Raw genomic sequence first — 18,413 nt, 5'->3', positions numbered from 1 at the left:
AGTAAAATCTTCATCGCTAGCTTCCATCACTCAAGGTAGTAGTTTTACAGGTCTTTCATTTTCACGTATATAAATCCAATTTAACTTTTAACATATAAGCCGCTCACCTGAAGAAGAAACAGTGATTGCTACTTGTTGTCTCTTTCTGTTTTACTTGGCATGGGGCAGGAAAAGGATCTGACCGCTTCTATGCATGGCTGGATCCTCTCTCTCAACTAAAAAGAAAGGGGTTATGTCGTTTTTTTAACTTTTATTCCTTATTTCTAACTGCTGGTAATGTAATAATTGCTTCTGTTCCCTTCCCACTCTCACTTTTATATTCCAGCGTACCATTATGTGCTTGTAAAATGCTAAAGGTAACCATAAGCCCTAAACCTGTTCCTTTTTCTTTTAATGAATAATACGGTTGTCCAAGCCTAGCTAACTGTTCTTTCGTCATTCCAACACCACTATCTTTTACTCGCACTATAATAAAATCATCATTTTGAACAGCGGTTACTTTTAAATACCCTTTGTTTTCTTGAATCGCTTCAATTCCATTTTTAACGATATTCATAATTGCTTGTTTTAACTTTGTCTTATCACCGATTGTATAAAGATTCTCAGAAATTTCAACTTGTAAATAAACGCCTTGCATAGCTGCAAACGAAGACATTAAAGTAGTCATTTCTATGAGCTGTGCAGATAAACATATATGTTCCTTTTTTTCAATTTGTGGTCTAGCTAAATTTAAGTAATCTGAAATAATTTGTTCAGCTCGATCAAGCTCAGCTAGTACAAGACGCATATAATCTTTATTCTTCATATCTTCTGTACTTTCTAATAGCTGAATAAAACCACGAACAACTGTAAGGGGGTTTCGAACTTCATGTGCTACACTCGCCGCTAGCTCGCTTACAATGTTCAGCTTTTCAGATTTTTGCATTTCCGTACGTAACAATGCATTTTCATTTAAATATTCTGTTAAATACACTTGAAATACCATCGTCATAACCATAATAAGAGAAGCGAATATGTATCCACTATATACATGCGACATAGGTGGCGTAAAGCCTACTCTCAATAAAATTCCAAACATACTACACACTAAACCGACAAGAACATACAAAGATGAAATAATAAAAGCTAAAATAAGTTTTTTTTCTCTTGGAAATACAAACCACTTTTTTGATAACAATAAAGGAATAATTGCAAGACATAAAACTTCTACGATCCGAAACCACTGTAAACCATTCAAAAACCATTCGTATATAACAAAGATAAAAGCCGGGATAACCCCTGCAATCCCACCATACAAAAAAGCACTAATAATTGGAATCGGATGGAAATTATAACCACAAACATCACCAAAACAAATAGAATACGTCATAGAAAGAACAAGCGTAATACTAGATAAAAACATAATAAAATAGCGATTGGGCTTTGGAAGCATATCTTGATAGCGATTTAGACGAATCGCTTCATATAAAAACAGTGGCAAAATAATGATAGCAACTTGGATCATTAAGTCACGGATTAGCTCCATACCCTTTCATCCTCTACATGTATTTTGATATGATTATATCATTTTATAGTCACTTTTGTTTTAAAATTTAGATTTTTCTTAACATATTTGTAAATCATTTGTGAATAAACGTTTAGAAATGTTACAACTTTCCGAAATGATTGTAAACCCTGTACCAAATTATCACAATGCACGATACAATGAATACGGATTAAAAATATAATATAAAACGGTCCAGTAAACGGACAACTATAACAACATACAGCATATAATCCATACTATCTATGTTTACAAATAAGTGACCATTATTTTAGTAGGAGGAAGATAAATATGGCAGGAACTACGCTTGTTTTAAAAGAGGAAAATTTGGTTGTTCTCGAAAATGTGGATAAATCAGTATACGAAGAATTACAAGACAAAACTGGTGAAGAACATTGCACATGCGCTGTGAATGAATCTGTTATGTATCTCGGAAAAGTATCTTCGGTTCTTTGGAATGAAGATGAAATAGATTGGGAATACGGTTATTAAAAAGTCGCTTTACGCGGCTTTTTTTTTCGCCATAAAGCGAAAGTATTGCAAATATGGTAAAATAAAATTAATTTTCAAACGGAAGAAAGGGAGACAAGATGGAACAATTCATTAATCCTAAAGTAAAAGATATTCAAATTTCTGGTATACGCCAGTTCTCAAATATGATTCAAAACTACGATAATCTTATTTCGTTAACAATTGGACAACCAGATTTTCCAACACCTTCTTTAGTAAAAGAAGCTGCAAAACAAGCAATTACAGAAAACTATACAAGCTATACACATAATGCTGGTCTATTAGAGTTACGCAAAGCAGCTTGTCATTTTCTAAAGGAAAATTACGATTTACACTATTCACCTGAAAACGAAACCATTGTTACGATCGGTGCTAGCGAGGCAATCGATGTTACATTTCGTACCATTTTAGAACCTGGAACAGAGGTTATTTTACCAGCTCCTATTTACCCAGGCTATGAACCTATTATTAGACTATGTGGTGCAACACCTGTGTTTGTAGATGTTCGGGAAACAGGATTTCGCTTAACAGCGGATGCGATTCAAAATGCAATTACAGATCAAACAAGGTGCATTGTCTTACCTTATCCTTCTAATCCGACTGGTGTTACACTATCAAAAGAAGAGCTGCAAGATATTGTATCTGTTTTAAAAGATAAAAATATTTTCATTCTTTCCGATGAAATTTATAGCGAACTTGTATATGAAGAAAGCCACACATCTATTGCACATTTTCCAGAAATGCGAGATAAAACAATTGTTATTAATGGTCTATCAAAATCACATTCAATGACAGGATGGCGCATTGGCTTTTTATTTACTCCAAGCTATTTAGCACAGCATATTTTAAAAGTGCATCAATATAACGTTACATGCGCAACTTCAATCGCCCAATACGCTGCAATCGAAGCGTTAACAGCAGCAAAAGATGCACCGCGAATGATGCGTGTTCAATATAAAAAGCGCCGCGATTACGTATATAACAGACTCATTCAAATGGGCTTAACTGTTGAGAAACCAACTGGTGCCTTTTACTTATTCCCATACATTGGGAATCTTACCTCTTCATCATTTGATTTTGCCATTGAGCTTGTCAAAGAAGCTAGGCTCGCTGTTGTTCCAGGAACAGCATTTTCAGAGTATGGTGAAGGGTATATCCGTCTTTCATACGCTTATAGTATGGAAACGCTAAAAGAAGGCTGCGATCGTTTAGAAGAATTTTTAAAACAAAAAGCTAAGAGGTAACCCTCTTAGCTTTTTACGCATAATGATCACAAGTTTGACGCTTCAATAATTTATGCGGAATAATAATGCATTTTGAAGTGGACTCGGAATGCTCCACCTTATCAACTAACGCTTTTGCAGCTTCATACCCTAATTGATAAATATTCACATCGACCGTAGTAAGCGGTGGGCTCGCAATTTCAGATAATAAAGCATTATTAAAGCTGACGATTGAAACATCTTTCGGTACAGCCACTCCTTTTTTTGCAAGCGCACTTAACACCCCAAGACCTATTAAATCATCTGTTGCCATAATTGCTGTTGGTGGTTTTTCAAGTCCCATTAACTCTTCTACAGCCTGCTGACCACTCTCTCTTGAGAAATCAAAATGTAAAATATATTCATCTGGCAACATAATGTCAGCTAGCTTTAAAGCATCGCTCATTCCAGCTAAACGATCTTTTGTAACAAGTAAATCAGAACCACCGCCAATAAAAGCTATCTGTTTATGTCCGAGTGAAATTAAGTATTCTGCTACTTCTCTTGCAGCTGTATAGTTATCATTATCTACATATGTAATTTCATCTTTTCTTTCATATGGTTTTCCAATTAAAACAAATGGAAAATTTTGCTCATGTAAATATTGAATAATACGATCGTTCTCCCGTGAATAAAGCAGGATAATTCCGCCAATTTGACGCCCCTGTACCATCTTCACAACGCCATTAAAAATCTCCTCTTCTGTTTCACCAGTTGACATATATAGCGCATAACCTTCGACATGTGCAAACGAGCTAATCCCTCGAATTACTTCTGGAAAAAATGGGTTTTGAAATGCTTTACTTGCAGAACTTGGCATTACCAGGCCAAGTGTTTTTGTCGTTTGATTCGCAAGATTTCTTGCATTTAGATTCGGATGATATCCTAACTCACTCATTACTTTACGAACACGGCGCTTTGTTTTTTCACTTATGCTTGGGTTATCAGCAATTACACGAGACACAGTAGATGGTGCAACATTTGCCTTTTTCGCTACATCTTTAATGGTAACTGTCATAAAATCTCCTCCTCTCTTCTCATTCTTCATTCATATCTATTTTTATCCCGCAGTTCTACAGGTAGTAGGAGAAAACGAAAGCCGCCATTACTTTATTTCATTCCTCAAAAAAATTATATTAATGTAAACTAATTATTCTCCCTCTTCATGTATTGTAAGGGATACAAGCTTATTTTCCTATACTATAATATACTATTTTTTTCACATCTTTCCCCTTACAATGTCATATGAATCGAAATTCTCCCTAAAAAAGAGAAATGGGACATAATGTCCCATTTTCACCCTTTCGTACCTCCAGCTGTTAAACCAGAAATAAAGTATTTTTGCAATGATAAGAACAAAATTGAAATTGGTATGGCAATTAATACCGAACCAGCTGCAAATGTTGTAAATTCATTACCAAATTTCTTTGCTACCATCTCATATAATCCAACAGCTAATGTATAGTTTTCTGGCGTGCGTAAAATGATACTCGCTAAAATAAAATCTGTAAACGGACCGATGAAGGTAAACAGCGCTACAACTGCCACAATCGGTTTTGCAAGTGGCATAATGATTTGCCAAAAAATCCGGAAGTGTCCTGCCCCATCCATACGAGCTGACTCATCTAGCTCTTTTGGAATCGTATCAAAGTAACCCTTCATAAGCCACGTATTCATCGGAATCGCTCCGCCGACATAAATTAATATTAATGCTAGATGTGTATCAATTAAACCTGTCAATTGAGCTAATACATAGAGTGCGATTAACGCTGAAAAGTTCGGTATCATTTGTAGAATTAAAAACGTTAATAATCCATTTTTTCTTCCAACAAAACGATATCTTGAAAAAGCGTATGCAGTGAAACTAATGGATAGTACCGAGAAAATCATCGTCAATACACTAACTTTCAGTGTATTTTTGTACCAAAGTAAATAATTACTTTTTTCAAGATCTAATAATTCTCGATAATGATCTAACGTTGCATTTTTCGGAATGATACTTGATCCTGATAAACTATCTCCTGGATTAAACGATGAGCCAACAATCCATAATAATGGATAGAAAATAATGATACACATTATGAAAATTACAAAATAACTTAATGAAAGACGTAACATCTTCTGTCGTTTTATATTCATTTACATCATATCCTCTTCTTGGAATGATTTTGTTCTTTTAAATTGCCATAACGCCACTGAAATAACAATCAACGATAAAATCATCGTAAGTGCTGCCGCTTTTCCGTATTGTGCTGATGTCATCGTTAATTTATAAATCCAGGAAATTAAAATATCCGTTCCACCTGCATTTTGTCCTGACACAGCAGGTCCCCCGCTATTAAACAGATAAATAATACTGAAATTATTAAAGTTAAACGTATATTGCGTAATTAAAATTGGTGCTGTTGCATATAGAACGAGCGGTAATGTAATTTTACGAAATTGTTGCCATGCCGTCGCTCCATCTACTGTAGCAGCTTCATACAATTCCCCTGGAATCGATTGCAATATTCCTGTTGTCATTGCAAAGATAAACGGGAAACCAAGCCATGTTTGAATGAATATTAAAGCAATTTTTGCCCAAAACGGATCTGTCATCCACGCAATTTTTTCAATTCCAAATAGCGCTAATACTTGATTGTTAATCGCTCCAAATGATTCATTGAACATACCAGCAAAGACAAGAATAGATACGAATGCTGGAACTGCCCACGGTAAAATAAAGATTGTACGAATCACTGCTTTCCCTTTAATACCAGGTTGATTCACTAATATTGCTAAGAAAATACCAAGAGCTACTTGCAATGTCGTTGCCACAAAAGTCCAAATTACGGTCCAAGAGAATACGCTTAAAAATGTATCTCTCCACATTGGTAAAGTGAAAATATCAATAAAGTTTTTGAAACTAACCCACTCTACTAATTTCGCTGGTGGAGAATGATACAAATCATAGTTTGTAAATCCAATTAAGAATACGAAAATAATCGGAAACACAACTACAAAAATCAATAGCAAAAATCCTGGAGAAACCATCAAATATGGAAAGCCTTGATCTAATAAATTACGGTATTGTTCTTTCACAGAATTTAATGGTATTCCTACATCACGCTTTTTCCCGTTTTGATAGGCATCATATAAATTTAAAGCATATATGCCTAATCCAAATGCAATAACGATTAGTGCTAAAATTCCTTCTACCAATAGAAAGATAGAGTGATCTCGAGGAACTTCTGTTCCGAGCGTGACAATTCCCCACAATCCCATATTTAACAAATCAGCAAATGCTACAATAAATGAACCTGTTAATACAAGAAAGATTAGTGCTTTTACATATTGTTTATTATATATTTGACCAATACCTGGAATGATTGACAACATCACAGCTGTTTTACGGTGTTTTGAACCGTTCGCTTCTTTCACTGGTTCAATGGATGTGTGCATATTTCTTCCCCCTTTTTTCTTCCCCTTGGAAGGAGGAGAATTCGTACCTCTTCCTTACAAGAGATACGAATTCCGTCTTATTTTTGCTTACTATGGTTTGCTTCAATGTTGCCTTTAATTTGTTTCACAGCTTCATCAAGTGCTGGTTTTGGTTCTTGTTTTCCAGCCGCAAGTAACTCTAATGCAAATCTTGCTGGCTCCCATACTTCTTGCATTTCTGGAATGTTCGGCATTGGAATACCTGTCTCAGCCTGTGTAGTTATCGCTTTTGCAGCTTCACTGTCTTTAATCATTGGATCGTCCATTACTGATTTTACAGGAGGAATTTCTTTTGATTTTTCATAGCGAATTTTTGCATTTTCTTCATTCGTTACCCAATCAACAAATTTCGTTGCTAAATCTTTATTTTTTGAGAAACTCGTTACATGCCATCCTTTTACACCAACAAAAGTTTTCATTGGTTGACCATTTGATAATTTAGGCATCGGTGCTACACCATAATCAATTCCATTCTTTTCCATATCCTGAAATGCCCATGGACCGTTCATAATGGATGCAGCTTTTCCTTCATTAAACAATCCATCTGCAGCTGCCCCACCAGATTCACCAATAATACCTTTTGGGAATAAATCCTCCTTATACCATTTTTGAATATATTCCATACCTTGTACGGCTCCATCATTATTTAACCCGATATCCGCTGTATTTGGTTTACCATCTTTCTCACCAAATACATATCCTCCCATACCAGCCATAAATGCATTCGCAAAATACAAATTATCTCCTAATGCTAAAAAGCCATATTTCCCATCTTTCGTGAAATCTTTCGAGAAGTTGTATAATTCATCCATTGTTTCTGGTGCCTTTGGCATAAGCTTTTTATTATAGATAAAAACAGGTGTCTCAATTGCTTTTGGTAAACCATATAATTTCCCTTTATATGTTTGAGCTTCTATAGATAAGTCCGTAAATTTGTTCTTCACAGCATCATCAACTTTTACTTCATCAATTAAACCTTCCGTAACCACATTTCCAATATGATCATGCGGTAATGTTACAACGTCAGGACCTGTACCTGCTGGACCATCAAGACGTAGTTTTTTTGTTTGATCCGTCATTTGAATTTCAGCCACTTTTACTTTCACGTTATATTTCTTTTCAAAGCTCTTTACCGCTGGTTCTAATGCAGGACCCTTTTTAAGATCTTCCCAAACAAGAAGATCATAATCTCTCTTTTCTTTACTTGCTTCCTTTTTCCCTGAATCTTTCGGACCACACGCCGATAACATACCAATTGTCAAAGCTGAAACTGTTAATAATGATAATGCTTTCTTCACCCTCAAAACCTCCCCAAATTATATATGTACTGGTTTAACAAATGAAAACGTTTGCACTTACTTGTTTAATAGAAGCGCAAACAATCTTCCAACCTATGAAAACGTTTGCGCTATTTTTCTATCATTATACATTCTTTTATATTTTTTGCAAATATTTTCTTTCTATATTTTTTAAAAAAATTATGACATTATTCTTTCTATCCATTGACTTTATATGACTTTAATACTACTCTTATAAGCAATATTAAAGTCATATCAAAAGCAATCGTTTGCAATATATTATTATTTATAGAAATATCAAAGGGGGGTTTTCTATATGTTTAAAGAAGCTATATATCATAGACCAAAAGATAATTATGCATACGCTTACGATGAAAAAACACTTCATATTCGATTGCGTACCAAAAAAAATGATGTGGATATCGTCTCACTCATTCATGGTGATCCTTATGAATGGCAAGATGGGAAATGGATCACATCAAACATACCGATGAAAAAAAGCGGATCAACAGATTTATTTGATTATTGGTTTGTTGCAATTGAACCGAAATTCAAACGCTTACGATATGGGTTTGAATTAAAAAGTAATACAGAAACGACTATTTATACGGCACGCGGCTTTTTCTGCGAAACACCTCATGATGATGTAGGCAACTTTTTTTGCTTTCCATTTATTCATGAACAGGATGTTTTTAAAGCACCTTCATGGATAAAAGATACAGTCTGGTATCAAATTTTCCCAGAACGATTTGCGAATGGAGACCCAGCATGCAATCCAGTACATACACTTCCGTGGGAAAGTACTGATCCTACAGCTACTAATTTTTTCGGTGGAGATTTTGCAGGAGTTATCGAACACCTCGATTACCTTGTAGAACTCGGTATTACTGGCATTTACTTTACACCTATCTTTAAGGCACACTCTAATCATAAATACGACACGATTGACTATATGGAAATTGATCCACAGTTCGGGACAAAGGAAACGTTTCGAAAGCTTGTTAATATGTGCCACGAACGCGGTATAAAAGTAATGTTGGATGCTGTGTTTAATCATAGTGGATACTTTTTTGAGAAATTTCAAGATGTGCTCGAAAAAGGCGATCAGTCATTATATAAAGATTGGTTTCATATTCATAGCTTTCCGATCATAACAGAACCACTCCCAAATTATGATACTTTTGCCTTTACACCATATATGCCAAAGTTAAATACAGCACACCCAGATGTAAAGGAATATTTACTTGAAGTAGGACGTTACTGGGTGCGAGAGTTTCACATTGATGGCTGGCGACTCGATGTAGCAAATGAAGTCGACCATAGCTTTTGGAAAGAGTTCCGTAATGAAATAAAGGCCCTTAACCCTAAAGTCTTTATTCTAGGAGAAATTTGGCATGATGCTCTACCATGGTTACAAGGCGATCAATTCGATGCGGTTATGAGCTATCCTGTTACAAATGCCCTCCTTTCTTACTTTGCAAACGAAACAATCGGTGCGAGTGAATTTATGGAACAAATCGCAGCATCTCTTCACTCGTATTCCATGAACGTAAACGAAGCGGCTTTTCATCTATTAGACAGTCATGATACGCCGAGAATTTTAACAACTTGTAACGGAAATAAAGATAAAGTGCACTTACTCTATGTATTTCATCTTTCTTTCATCGGTTCACCATGCATTTATTATGGTGATGAAATTGGGATGGATGGCGGAATGGACCCTGAGTGCCGAAAATGTATGATTTGGGATGAAGATAAGCAAGATAAAGCATTATTTAAACATATACAAACATTAATTTCATTGCGAAAACAATATAAAGCATTTGGTGGCCACGGAACATTTCAATGTATTGAAGCAAATGATGAACAGGGCTACATTTCTTATACGAAAACATTTAGAGAAGAAACAATTTTCTTTGTTTTAAATTCAACAAATAATGAAGTCTCAGCTCCTATACCTTTTGATATCTCTAGTAAAAAAATCATCAACCTATATACAAAAGAAGAATTTTCAGCGGAAACAAACTCATTACAAGTTACACTTCCGCCATATGGTTTCTCAATTTTGAAATGGTAAAGTGAAACTTTAATCAGTGGGGTTTTCTTCATCCGCCACTGATTATTAGCCTTCACCAATCAGGATTTTTCGGGCAGTTTATCTCCTACCTAACTTCTTCACTTCCACTAAATTTTGAGGTGAGAGTATTACTGTCCGCGAATAGCGAAGTAAAATATAAAAGCCTTGTGTCAGAAATTACACAAGGCTTTTTATTATTTTAATTTGTATGCTCTCGCTTCATATGGCTGTAAATCGATACTCTTAACCCCTTCATCTCGTACATCATAATTGTGTATCAATAATTCTGAACTATTATAATGTAGTCCTTCTGGCATTTCAAATATACAGTTATCCTCAGTAAAGTTCGCAATAACAAGTAATTTTTCATCATTCCATGTTCTCACATAAGCAAAAATTGAAGGATGTTCTTCTAAAATTAAATCATACGTTCCATACACAATCATTTCATGTTTTTTACGAAGTTCAATTAATTCTTTATAGTAATAAAAAATAGAGTTCGAATCTTGTAACGCTTGCTCTACATTGATTTCTTTGTAATTAGGATTTAATCCAATCCATGGTTTCCCCGCTGTAAACCCACCATGCACAGTGGCATCCCATTGCATTGGTGTTCTAGCATTGTCTCGCCCTTTTATATAAATCGATTGCATTACTGTTTCTTCATCTTCACCGCGTTCTATTACTTTTTCACGGTACATATTCAGCGTTTCAATATCTCGGTAGTCATCAATCGAATCAAAGTGAACATTTGTCATTCCAATTTCTTCTCCTTGATAAATATAAGGAGTCCCTTTCATCATATGAAGTACCGTCGCTAACATTTTCGCTGATTCTGTACGATAGGCTTTATCGTTACCAAAGCGAGAGACAACACGAGGCTGATCATGATTATTCCAATATAAACTATTCCAACCTGTTTGTTCTAACGCTTTCTGCCATTTTGTTAAATTCTGTTTTAATGTAAGGAGTGAACATGGCTTTACATCCCACTTTCCTCCCTTTCCAGAATCTAAATCCATATGTTCGAACTGAAATACCATCTGTAGTTCGTGACGTTCTTCAGCTGTATAAAGTTTAGCTTCCTCTGTTGTTACACCAGGCATTTCACCAACTGTCATAATATCGTATTTGGACAATACCTCTTGATTCATTTCATGCAAATATGTATGGACATTCGGCCCATTCATAAAGTGTTGATGCCCAGATACATAACCGTCTTCCTCTGTCTTCACAGTTGGCAATCCTTCTTCTTTGGAAATAAAATTAATTACATCCATACGGAAACCATCAATCCCTTTTTCAAGCCAAAACTCCATCATCTCATAAACCTCTTTACGCACCCGTTCATTATCCCAATTTAAATCTGGTTGCTTTTTAGAGAATAAGTGTAAATAATATTCACCTGTCATTTCATCATACTGCCAAGCGGAGCCACTAAAAGCTGCCCCCCAGTTATTTGGCTCTTTTCCATCTTTCCCAGGACGCCAAATATAGTAATCTCGATATGGATTATCTTTTGACTTACGAGATTCGATAAACCAATTATGCTCGTCGGACGTATGGTTAACAACTAAATCCATCATTAATTTCATATTACGTTTATGCATTTCGCTTAATAATTCGTCCCAATCTTCCATTGTCCCAAAATCATCCATAATCTTTCGATAATCACTGATATCATAGCCATTATCATCATTTGGAGATTCATAGACTGGTGATAACCAAATAACATCTATACCTAAGTTTTGTAAATAATCAAGCTTTGCAATAATTCCGCGAAGATCACCAATCCCATCACCATTACTATCCATAAAGCTACGTGGATAAATTTGATATACAACACTTTCTTTCCACCATTTTTTTTTCATCATGCTACCCCATTTCATTTTTTAAATCAAAAAATTCCAGGTGCAAACGTTTTCATTAATGAATGATAACAGATTTTAAAAGAAATGAAAACAGCGCTTACAATTTTTATAATCTATTTAAGTGATTTCACTGTTCATTCCACACAAATTATGAAAACGTTTTATTTTTTTATCCCTTTTTATTTATTTTTTGAGTTCATTCGTATATAATGAACTCAAAGAAAACGTTTGCATAATTTTTTCTAGGGGGAAAAGTCATGGCAGAACTAAAGTTAGAAAACATTTATAAAATTTATGATAATAACGTCACAGCAGTAACAGACTTCAATTTACACATTCAAGATAAAGAGTTTATCGTTTTCGTCGGTCCATCTGGATGTGGAAAATCCACAACATTACGAATGGTAGCTGGACTTGAAGACATTTCAAAAGGGGAATTTTCTATTGATGGTAAGTTAATGAATGATATTCCTCCAAAAGATCGCGATATTGCAATGGTTTTTCAAAACTATGCACTCTATCCACATATGAGCGTTTACGATAACATGGCATTTGGATTAAAGCTTCGTAAAATCCCAAAAGACGAAATTGATCGCCGTGTAAAAGACGCAGCTCAAATTTTAGGACTCTCGGAATATTTAAATCGAAAACCAAAAGCATTATCTGGTGGACAACGCCAACGTGTTGCGCTAGGTCGTGCGATCGTCCGTGACGCAAAAGTTTTCTTAATGGACGAGCCGTTATCAAATCTAGATGCAAAATTACGTGTAGCGATGCGCTCAGAAATTTCTAAACTGCATCAAAGACTTGGAACAACAACAATTTATGTAACACATGACCAAACCGAAGCGATGACAATGGCTTCACGCCTTGTCGTTATGAAAGATGGAAAGATTCAACAAATCGGCTCTCCGAAAGAAGTATATGAAACGCCAGAAAATATTTTCGTTGGTGGATTTATCGGCTCTCCTGCAATGAATTTCTTCCGTGGTAAATTAACAGAACAAGACTTTGTTATAGATGCTAAGGTAAAAATTAAAGTATCTGAAGGCAAAATGAAATTATTGCGCGAACAAGGTTATGTGAATCAAGAAGTTGTACTAGGGATTCGTCCAGAAGATATTCATGATGAACTTCTATTTTTAGAAGCTTCACAAGGAACAACATTTACAACTCAAATTGAAGTTGCAGAATTATTAGGTGCAGAATCTATTTTATATATGAAACTTGGAAATCAAGATTTTGCAGCACGCGTTGATGCAAGACATATTTTTGCACACGGTGATCAAATAAAACTTGCATTTGATATGAATAAAGCACATTTCTTTGATAGTAAAACTGAAAAACGCATTCGCTAAAATAGCACTTTTCTTTACATCATACAAATACAAAAAAACCGTCCACATATGTATTTTGGGCGGTTTTCTATTATTATGCTAGGGTTCCTACTGTATGAAGTGACTGTTCTTTTGTACTAATAATACCGAAAATAGGTAAATCAGTTAACATTATTTCTTCTTGGTGTTTCATAAACGATGATGTCAATTGTTTTATTTCTATCCAAACATCATTAATACAAAGCACATTGGAATCGTTCTCTTGTTGCCGCGAGAAAATAGAATCTATTTTCTATAAGAGCATTATTAAATAGCACATCAATACGATTATAAGCGTCAATCGCTACTTCAATGACATGTTGCCAATCTCCTTGTTTCGCCATATCATGAGTAACAAAAAGTGCATCTCCACCTAAATCTACAATTTCCTCTGCTGTTGCTTGTCCATTTTCCTTATCAATATCCGTCACAATTACTTTTGCACCTTGTTTTGCCAACAAAAGAGCTGTACTACGTCCAATACCGATGCCACCGCCAGTTACAACGGCAACTTTTCCTGCAAGCTTCATCGTCATTACCCCTTTTGTAAGTCTTACCGTCATTCAGTATACTCCTTTCGCCTGTAGCTCTGCAAGCAGGAAAAGTCAATATCATTATTTGTAACCATTTACTTGTTGGTTTTCTCTTTTTTCTTACTATTATATTGATCAAAAGCTAGACCGATAAAAATAAGTATCCCCCAAAAAATTAAGCTGCTTTCTGTCATTTCGATCTCCCCCTTGTTGTATAACACGTTTTCTTCATTATATCATTTTCTTAATTTTCAATCTAATAAAAATAGGATGTGTTAAAAACTGACTTTCTAACACATCCTACATCAATATGGAGGTACTCTATAAGAAATGTCCGCCTTATATGAACTTCATTATACCAATTGAATTTATCAAGTTTTATAAAACTTTGAGGCTACACATATTTTTTAATAAACCTAAATAAAACCCCTTTTTGAATAGCATATTGCCTTTCAAAAAGGGGTTTTACAAAATATAAATTTTTATCATTCTATTCTATTATTCTTTAAACGCGACTCATCACTTTCGTTTTCATAATTAGATCATGGAAGCCACAATTATCTTGACGGAACAACATCATATATATATTACAAATAGATGGAATTCCTAGTAGCAATATGTTTGGTAATAACAATACAAAGAACCGTAGTGTTAGCGTTTGAATTGTTAACTTTTCACTTGTTAATGATATAAGTCTTGTTCGTGTAATTTTTTTACCAATTGTACAGCCGTTCCATATAAATGGAACAATAATAAAATATATAGCCATTAATATAAAAACAAGCATAAGGTCATATCGGTAATCACCTAAGCTTATATTAAAACGATTGAAAATGGCTCCATAATTTTCCGTTACAATTGCCACAACCGCACCGTACATAACCGAGATGATAAACATATCAATAATGGAGGCACCTATGCGATTCATTACCACCGCTGGACGATGCATCTTTAACTTCATTTTATGTCGACTCCTTTGCATCCTTCTTTACCTGCTTCATCGTACCATTTCTAAAAACCATTGTAAATAACTCATATATTGGCGTTTCTTTTCCGTTTCCTGTACAATGTGTTTACAAACAAGCATTTGATAAGGAGGGCCTCATATTGAAGCGATTGATGACCGCAATTGCTATTATGCTGCTGACTGGTTGCGCAGCAAACTCTAGCCACTCAGCTTACACCATCAATGATGAATATGAACTAATAAATACTTCCGGAAATGCATTTGAACTTTTCCCAAAACAAGACGCTGTATACGCTACACAATATGTACCAGCTAAAATTGTAGAAATTGCCTGGGACGATATATATATTATTGCAAAACAAATTGAAGAAAAATCTGATCCCAATAACCCGGAATCTAGTATTATAAACAAACAGAGTGAACATTATTGGATTATTGATATGAACAACAATCGACGTTTTGGTCCTTATAATGAAAAACAATTTCAAGAACAAAAGGAAGCATTTCGAATTTCTAAACAATTACAAACTGTAGAAGTTTATTTAAACGAGCAAAATAAACAATCAGCAAACACCTAAACAACGGCTGTTTGTTTCAAAACCAAAAACTATTTTAGTCCATCTGCTGATTTAGATAACTTAGATGCTTCTCTTTTATTGTGATAACAGTACCGCATTTTTTACAAATTTCTACCTCCGCGACTGTTTGTGCAAATAAAGTAAGATAGTTTTTTTGGTTTGGTGCTATCGTTGTTTTTTCTATCTCTTTACTACCACATTCGTAACATCTTTTTTCCATTTCCCTTCCCCCTTTGCACTTTATAATACATTCGCTTTGATTTGACAAATTTCCTGTTCATTTTCTATGTAAATCCATTTAGTCTTTCAACATATAAGTCGCTCATTCGAAGAAGAAAGGAGCCTGCTACTCATTTTCTTCTTGAGATAGGACTGGAACAGGATCTGACCGCTTCTATGCAGGCTGTATCCTCTCTCCTAACTAAAATAACTCGAATTTATATATAAAAAACATCTCACTTAGAAAGTGAGATGTTAAATGTTTGTGGTTCTACAACCGTTTCATGTGCATCACCTGTTGCAAGGACATCTGTTGTAAATGCAATTTGAGTAACCTCTTTTTTCTCATCCTCAAGTATTAATCCAACTATTCCTTCCCTGGTCTCGCCTGGTTTGTACTCTTCCCTTGTAACACTTTTTGTACCTACAAGCGTATCCTCTTCATATAAGAAATTTTGTTTGGGAACATTAAATTGTTGTGTTCCATTAATCGTAACATCATTCAGAGAGAAAAACTGCATGTCTTTATCTCCACTATTTTCTACTTTATATGTAATTTCGACATAACGTACTTTATCTTTAATGTCTTTTCCACTTAACGAAGCGTACAATTCAGCATCTTCTCGATTGACTTTATCCCCAAGTCTACGTTGCACTTCTTCTGGACTTAATGCTGTATATACTTTCAATGTATCTTTTGCCTCTTGGCTCATTTGTGATAATGCAATAACCTTTACATCTTGCACATGTATTTTCATCGGAGCTACTTCAAACGTTTGATTCACATGTTTTAGTTGTTCTAATTTAAACGTTCCCCATCCTTTTTCTTTTACAGCTTGTCCGACTTTCTTTAATTCCTTGCCACCATATTCAGTCGTCTCTGGAATTGACTCTTTCTTCTTAGCATCTTTTTTTTCTTCCTTTTGGAAGCAACCACTTAATATAATGAGAAAACTACATAAAATACAAATACTTTTCCATATCTTCATCTTCTTATTACTCCTAACACTCTCATTCATAGTTCACTAAATGATCCCCTTATTTGATATACTACTGAAACAATGAATATACCAAATAAAACACTTGTAAGTCCGAATACTATTATACTCCCTATTTGTAAAATTTGAAAATACGGGTCTAACAATGCATGAGCAATAAATATCCCAAGCGCTGTGATCATGGACCATCCCCAGTATTTTACTTTCTCTCTCCCTGAAACCCTCTCCATTTTTTGGGGAGAATCCCTATATTTCAAAAGAACAAATATAATGAATATAAAGCCAAAACATGTACTCCCATGTTGCATCAATTTATATATTGATATCGAATAAATAGTTTGTTGCAGAAAGGGTAGATTCATAACAAAATAACCCGTCTTATGGGAAAACGTATCCCACACAACATGTGTAAGCATACCAAATACTGCAGAATAGAGAAACACCAAAATTTCTTTCCCTGAAGTAAGCTTCCATGGGATTGATGCTACATAACGATAGTAAGTAGAACATAATCTATCATAACGATATCAATTCTTTTTATGCAACACTTATTTTGACATTGGAATATCTATACTTTAAATGATACAATTTTTATGTAGTATATAGAAGATCAGTAGGGATTAAATTGTCATTCGTTCTCGCCTTTTTACTTAGTCTTATTGTACTTTTCATAAGCACATACATAGGATTTCTTCTATGAAAACACTTAAAAATAGTAAAATATATTCCAGCACTATCAGGTCCTATTATCGTATTATTGATTTTTACCTTAAAGAGAAATACATATGGCTGGGAAGGCTTAGGTTTTGATGCTCTCCAATTTACCATCTTATTCACAAGCTGTCTAACCCTTGTATTTGCAGCCATATTAGAAACGAAATCATCAATGAATTGAGGTTTATATATTGAATGAACATACGCCCTTTCTAAAAAGTGTCTCCTTGCAAAAAGAACAGATTCCTAGCTTTTCCGTGTACCCGTATTGTTTACCTGCGATCCGAACATTGCAATCACTCACTTTCCATCCTAATGTAACATTTATTATCGGAGAGAATGGAACTGGAAAATCAACATTACTAGAAGCAATTGCTGTCGCTTTAGGATTTAATGCAGAAGGTGGTACAAAAAATTTTCGTTTCACTACTTACGATTCTCACTCTTCCTTACACAAGTATATTCGAGTTACCAAAAGCTTTGCTACACCCAAAGATGGATTCTTTCTGCGGGCAGAGTCATTTTATAACGTTGCTTCCTACATTGATGAGGTGGATGCAAATGAGGATGCCATATTAGGCAATAAGATAATTGATTCCTACGGTGGTATATCCTTACATGATCAATCTCATGGGGAATCATTCTTTTCTTTATTTATGAATCGTTTTTCAGGACAAGGTTTATATATTTTAGACGAGCCTGAAGCCGCTTTGTCCCCCATGAGGCAACTTTCTATGCTTATTCGGATGAATGAATTAGCTGGGCAAGGGGCACAATTCATCATTGCAACACATTCTCCTATTCTAATGGCTTATCCAGAGTCCACTATTTATTCTTTAACACAAGAAGGAATCCGTGAATCGACTTTAGAAGAAACTGAACACTATCAAACAACAAAACTCTTTTTTGAAAATCGTGATCGGTTATTCCATCATTTGTTTCAATCATGAATTTGAACTCTCATCAATAAAAAAGAAGCAGCAAATT

17 protein-coding genes and 2 pseudogenes are annotated in these 18,413 nt (G+C 34.8%); 7 read left to right on the top strand and 12 right to left on the bottom strand.

Annotation, left to right across the window (positions count from 1 at the left end):
• Positions 1–250: 250 nt before the first annotated feature.
• Entirely contained in the window at positions 251–1,525 is a 1,275-nt protein-coding gene (locus tag LOK41_RS06360) for a sensor histidine kinase (protein ID WP_241815748.1), read from the bottom strand.
• 309 nt (positions 1,526–1,834) lie between these two features.
• On the opposite strand from LOK41_RS06360, the gene LOK41_RS06355 reads away from it, so the two are divergent.
• Complete coding sequence (locus LOK41_RS06355) at positions 1,835–2,035, top strand: hypothetical protein (protein WP_017151082.1); 201 nt, start codon at positions 1,835–1,837, stop codon at positions 2,033–2,035.
• Between the two features lie 98 nt (positions 2,036–2,133).
• Complete coding sequence (locus LOK41_RS06350) at positions 2,134–3,297, top strand: aminotransferase A (protein ID WP_241815747.1); 1,164 nt, start codon at positions 2,134–2,136, stop codon at positions 3,295–3,297.
• Positions 3,298–3,310: 13 nt separating this feature from the next.
• Here LOK41_RS06350 and malR read toward each other — a convergent pair whose 3' ends face one another.
• The 4 genes from malR to LOK41_RS06330 form a co-directional block, all read right to left on the bottom strand.
• Positions 3,311–4,333, bottom strand: coding sequence for a maltose operon transcriptional repressor MalR (malR, locus tag LOK41_RS06345; RefSeq protein ID WP_174099212.1), 1,023 nt, complete (start codon positions 4,331–4,333; stop codon positions 3,311–3,313).
• 278 nt (positions 4,334–4,611) lie between these two features.
• On the bottom strand, positions 4,612–5,454 hold the full coding sequence (malD, locus tag LOK41_RS06340) for a maltosaccharide ABC transporter permease MalD (protein ID WP_174099211.1): 843 nt from the start codon (positions 5,452–5,454) through the stop codon (positions 4,612–4,614).
• Positions 5,455–6,756, bottom strand: coding sequence for a sugar ABC transporter permease (locus tag LOK41_RS06335; protein ID WP_241815746.1), 1,302 nt, complete (start codon positions 6,754–6,756; stop codon positions 5,455–5,457). It abuts the gene before it with no gap.
• A gap of 77 nt (positions 6,757–6,833) precedes the next feature.
• Positions 6,834–8,093, bottom strand: a complete 1,260-nt coding sequence (locus LOK41_RS06330; RefSeq protein WP_241815745.1) for a sugar ABC transporter substrate-binding protein — start codon at positions 8,091–8,093, stop codon at positions 6,834–6,836.
• Between the two features lie 316 nt (positions 8,094–8,409).
• Between LOK41_RS06330 and LOK41_RS06325 the strand changes: the two genes are divergently transcribed.
• Positions 8,410–10,170, top strand: a complete 1,761-nt coding sequence (locus LOK41_RS06325; RefSeq protein ID WP_241815744.1) for an alpha-glycosidase — start codon at positions 8,410–8,412, stop codon at positions 10,168–10,170.
• A 194-nt stretch (positions 10,171–10,364) separates the two neighbouring features.
• On the opposite strand, the gene LOK41_RS06320 is transcribed toward LOK41_RS06325, so the two are convergent.
• Positions 10,365–12,041 (bottom strand): glycoside hydrolase family 13 protein, encoded by a 1,677-nt coding sequence (locus LOK41_RS06320; RefSeq protein ID WP_241815743.1) that lies wholly within the window; start codon positions 12,039–12,041, stop codon positions 10,365–10,367.
• Positions 12,042–12,298: 257 nt separating this feature from the next.
• Here LOK41_RS06320 and LOK41_RS06315 point away from each other — a divergent pair, with 257 nt between their 5' ends.
• Positions 12,299–13,399 (top strand): ABC transporter ATP-binding protein, encoded by a 1,101-nt coding sequence (locus LOK41_RS06315; RefSeq protein WP_241815742.1) that lies wholly within the window; start codon positions 12,299–12,301, stop codon positions 13,397–13,399.
• 73 nt (positions 13,400–13,472) lie between these two features.
• On the opposite strand, the pseudogene LOK41_RS06310 reads toward LOK41_RS06315, so the two are convergent.
• The 3 genes and pseudogenes from LOK41_RS06310 to LOK41_RS06300 all read right to left on the bottom strand — a co-directional run bounded on the left by LOK41_RS06310 (position 13,473) and on the right by LOK41_RS06300 (position 14,911).
• Positions 13,473–13,980, bottom strand: a pseudogene (locus tag LOK41_RS06310) (SDR family NAD(P)-dependent oxidoreductase).
• A 65-nt stretch (positions 13,981–14,045) separates the two neighbouring features.
• On the bottom strand, positions 14,046–14,144 hold the full coding sequence (locus LOK41_RS06305) for a flagellar motor protein (RefSeq protein WP_174099204.1): 99 nt from the start codon (positions 14,142–14,144) through the stop codon (positions 14,046–14,048).
• A gap of 311 nt (positions 14,145–14,455) precedes the next feature.
• Complete coding sequence (locus tag LOK41_RS06300) at positions 14,456–14,911, bottom strand: RDD family protein (protein WP_241815741.1); 456 nt, start codon at positions 14,909–14,911, stop codon at positions 14,456–14,458.
• Positions 14,912–15,069: 158 nt separating this feature from the next.
• Here LOK41_RS06300 and LOK41_RS06295 point away from each other — a divergent pair, with 158 nt between their 5' ends.
• Entirely contained in the window at positions 15,070–15,495 is a 426-nt protein-coding gene (locus tag LOK41_RS06295) for a DUF3997 domain-containing protein (RefSeq protein WP_410983930.1), read from the top strand.
• Positions 15,496–15,529: 34 nt separating this feature from the next.
• On the opposite strand, the gene LOK41_RS06290 is transcribed toward LOK41_RS06295, so the two are convergent.
• The 3 genes from LOK41_RS06290 to LOK41_RS29250 form a co-directional block, all read right to left on the bottom strand.
• Positions 15,530–15,715 (bottom strand): hypothetical protein, encoded by a 186-nt coding sequence (locus LOK41_RS06290; protein WP_174099201.1) that lies wholly within the window; start codon positions 15,713–15,715, stop codon positions 15,530–15,532.
• Positions 15,716–15,950: 235 nt separating this feature from the next.
• Positions 15,951–16,703: a hypothetical protein gene (locus tag LOK41_RS06285; RefSeq protein ID WP_241815739.1), complete on the bottom strand. Its 753-nt coding sequence runs from the start codon at positions 16,701–16,703 to the stop codon at positions 15,951–15,953.
• A gap of 26 nt (positions 16,704–16,729) precedes the next feature.
• The gene (locus tag LOK41_RS29250) at positions 16,730–17,191 is read right to left on the bottom strand and encodes a DUF4184 family protein (RefSeq protein WP_481748797.1); all 462 of its coding nucleotides are present in this window, start codon (positions 17,189–17,191) and stop codon (positions 16,730–16,732) included.
• Positions 17,192–17,337: 146 nt separating this feature from the next.
• On the opposite strand from LOK41_RS29250, the pseudogene LOK41_RS29080 reads away from it, so the two are divergent.
• Positions 17,338–17,607: pseudogene (locus LOK41_RS29080) on the top strand (hypothetical protein).
• 10 nt (positions 17,608–17,617) lie between these two features.
• Positions 17,618–18,376, top strand: a complete 759-nt coding sequence (locus LOK41_RS06280) for an AAA family ATPase (RefSeq protein WP_241815738.1) — start codon at positions 17,618–17,620, stop codon at positions 18,374–18,376.
• Positions 18,377–18,413: the final 37 nt, after the last annotated feature.

Origin of the sequence: Bacillus sp. TL12 (assembly GCF_022625245.1) — a bacterium.
Taxonomy (GTDB): domain Bacteria; phylum Bacillota; class Bacilli; order Bacillales; family Bacillaceae_G; genus Bacillus_A.
The sequence above is the reverse complement of the archived record's forward strand: the minus strand, read 5'-3'. Positions and strand labels throughout refer to the sequence as shown.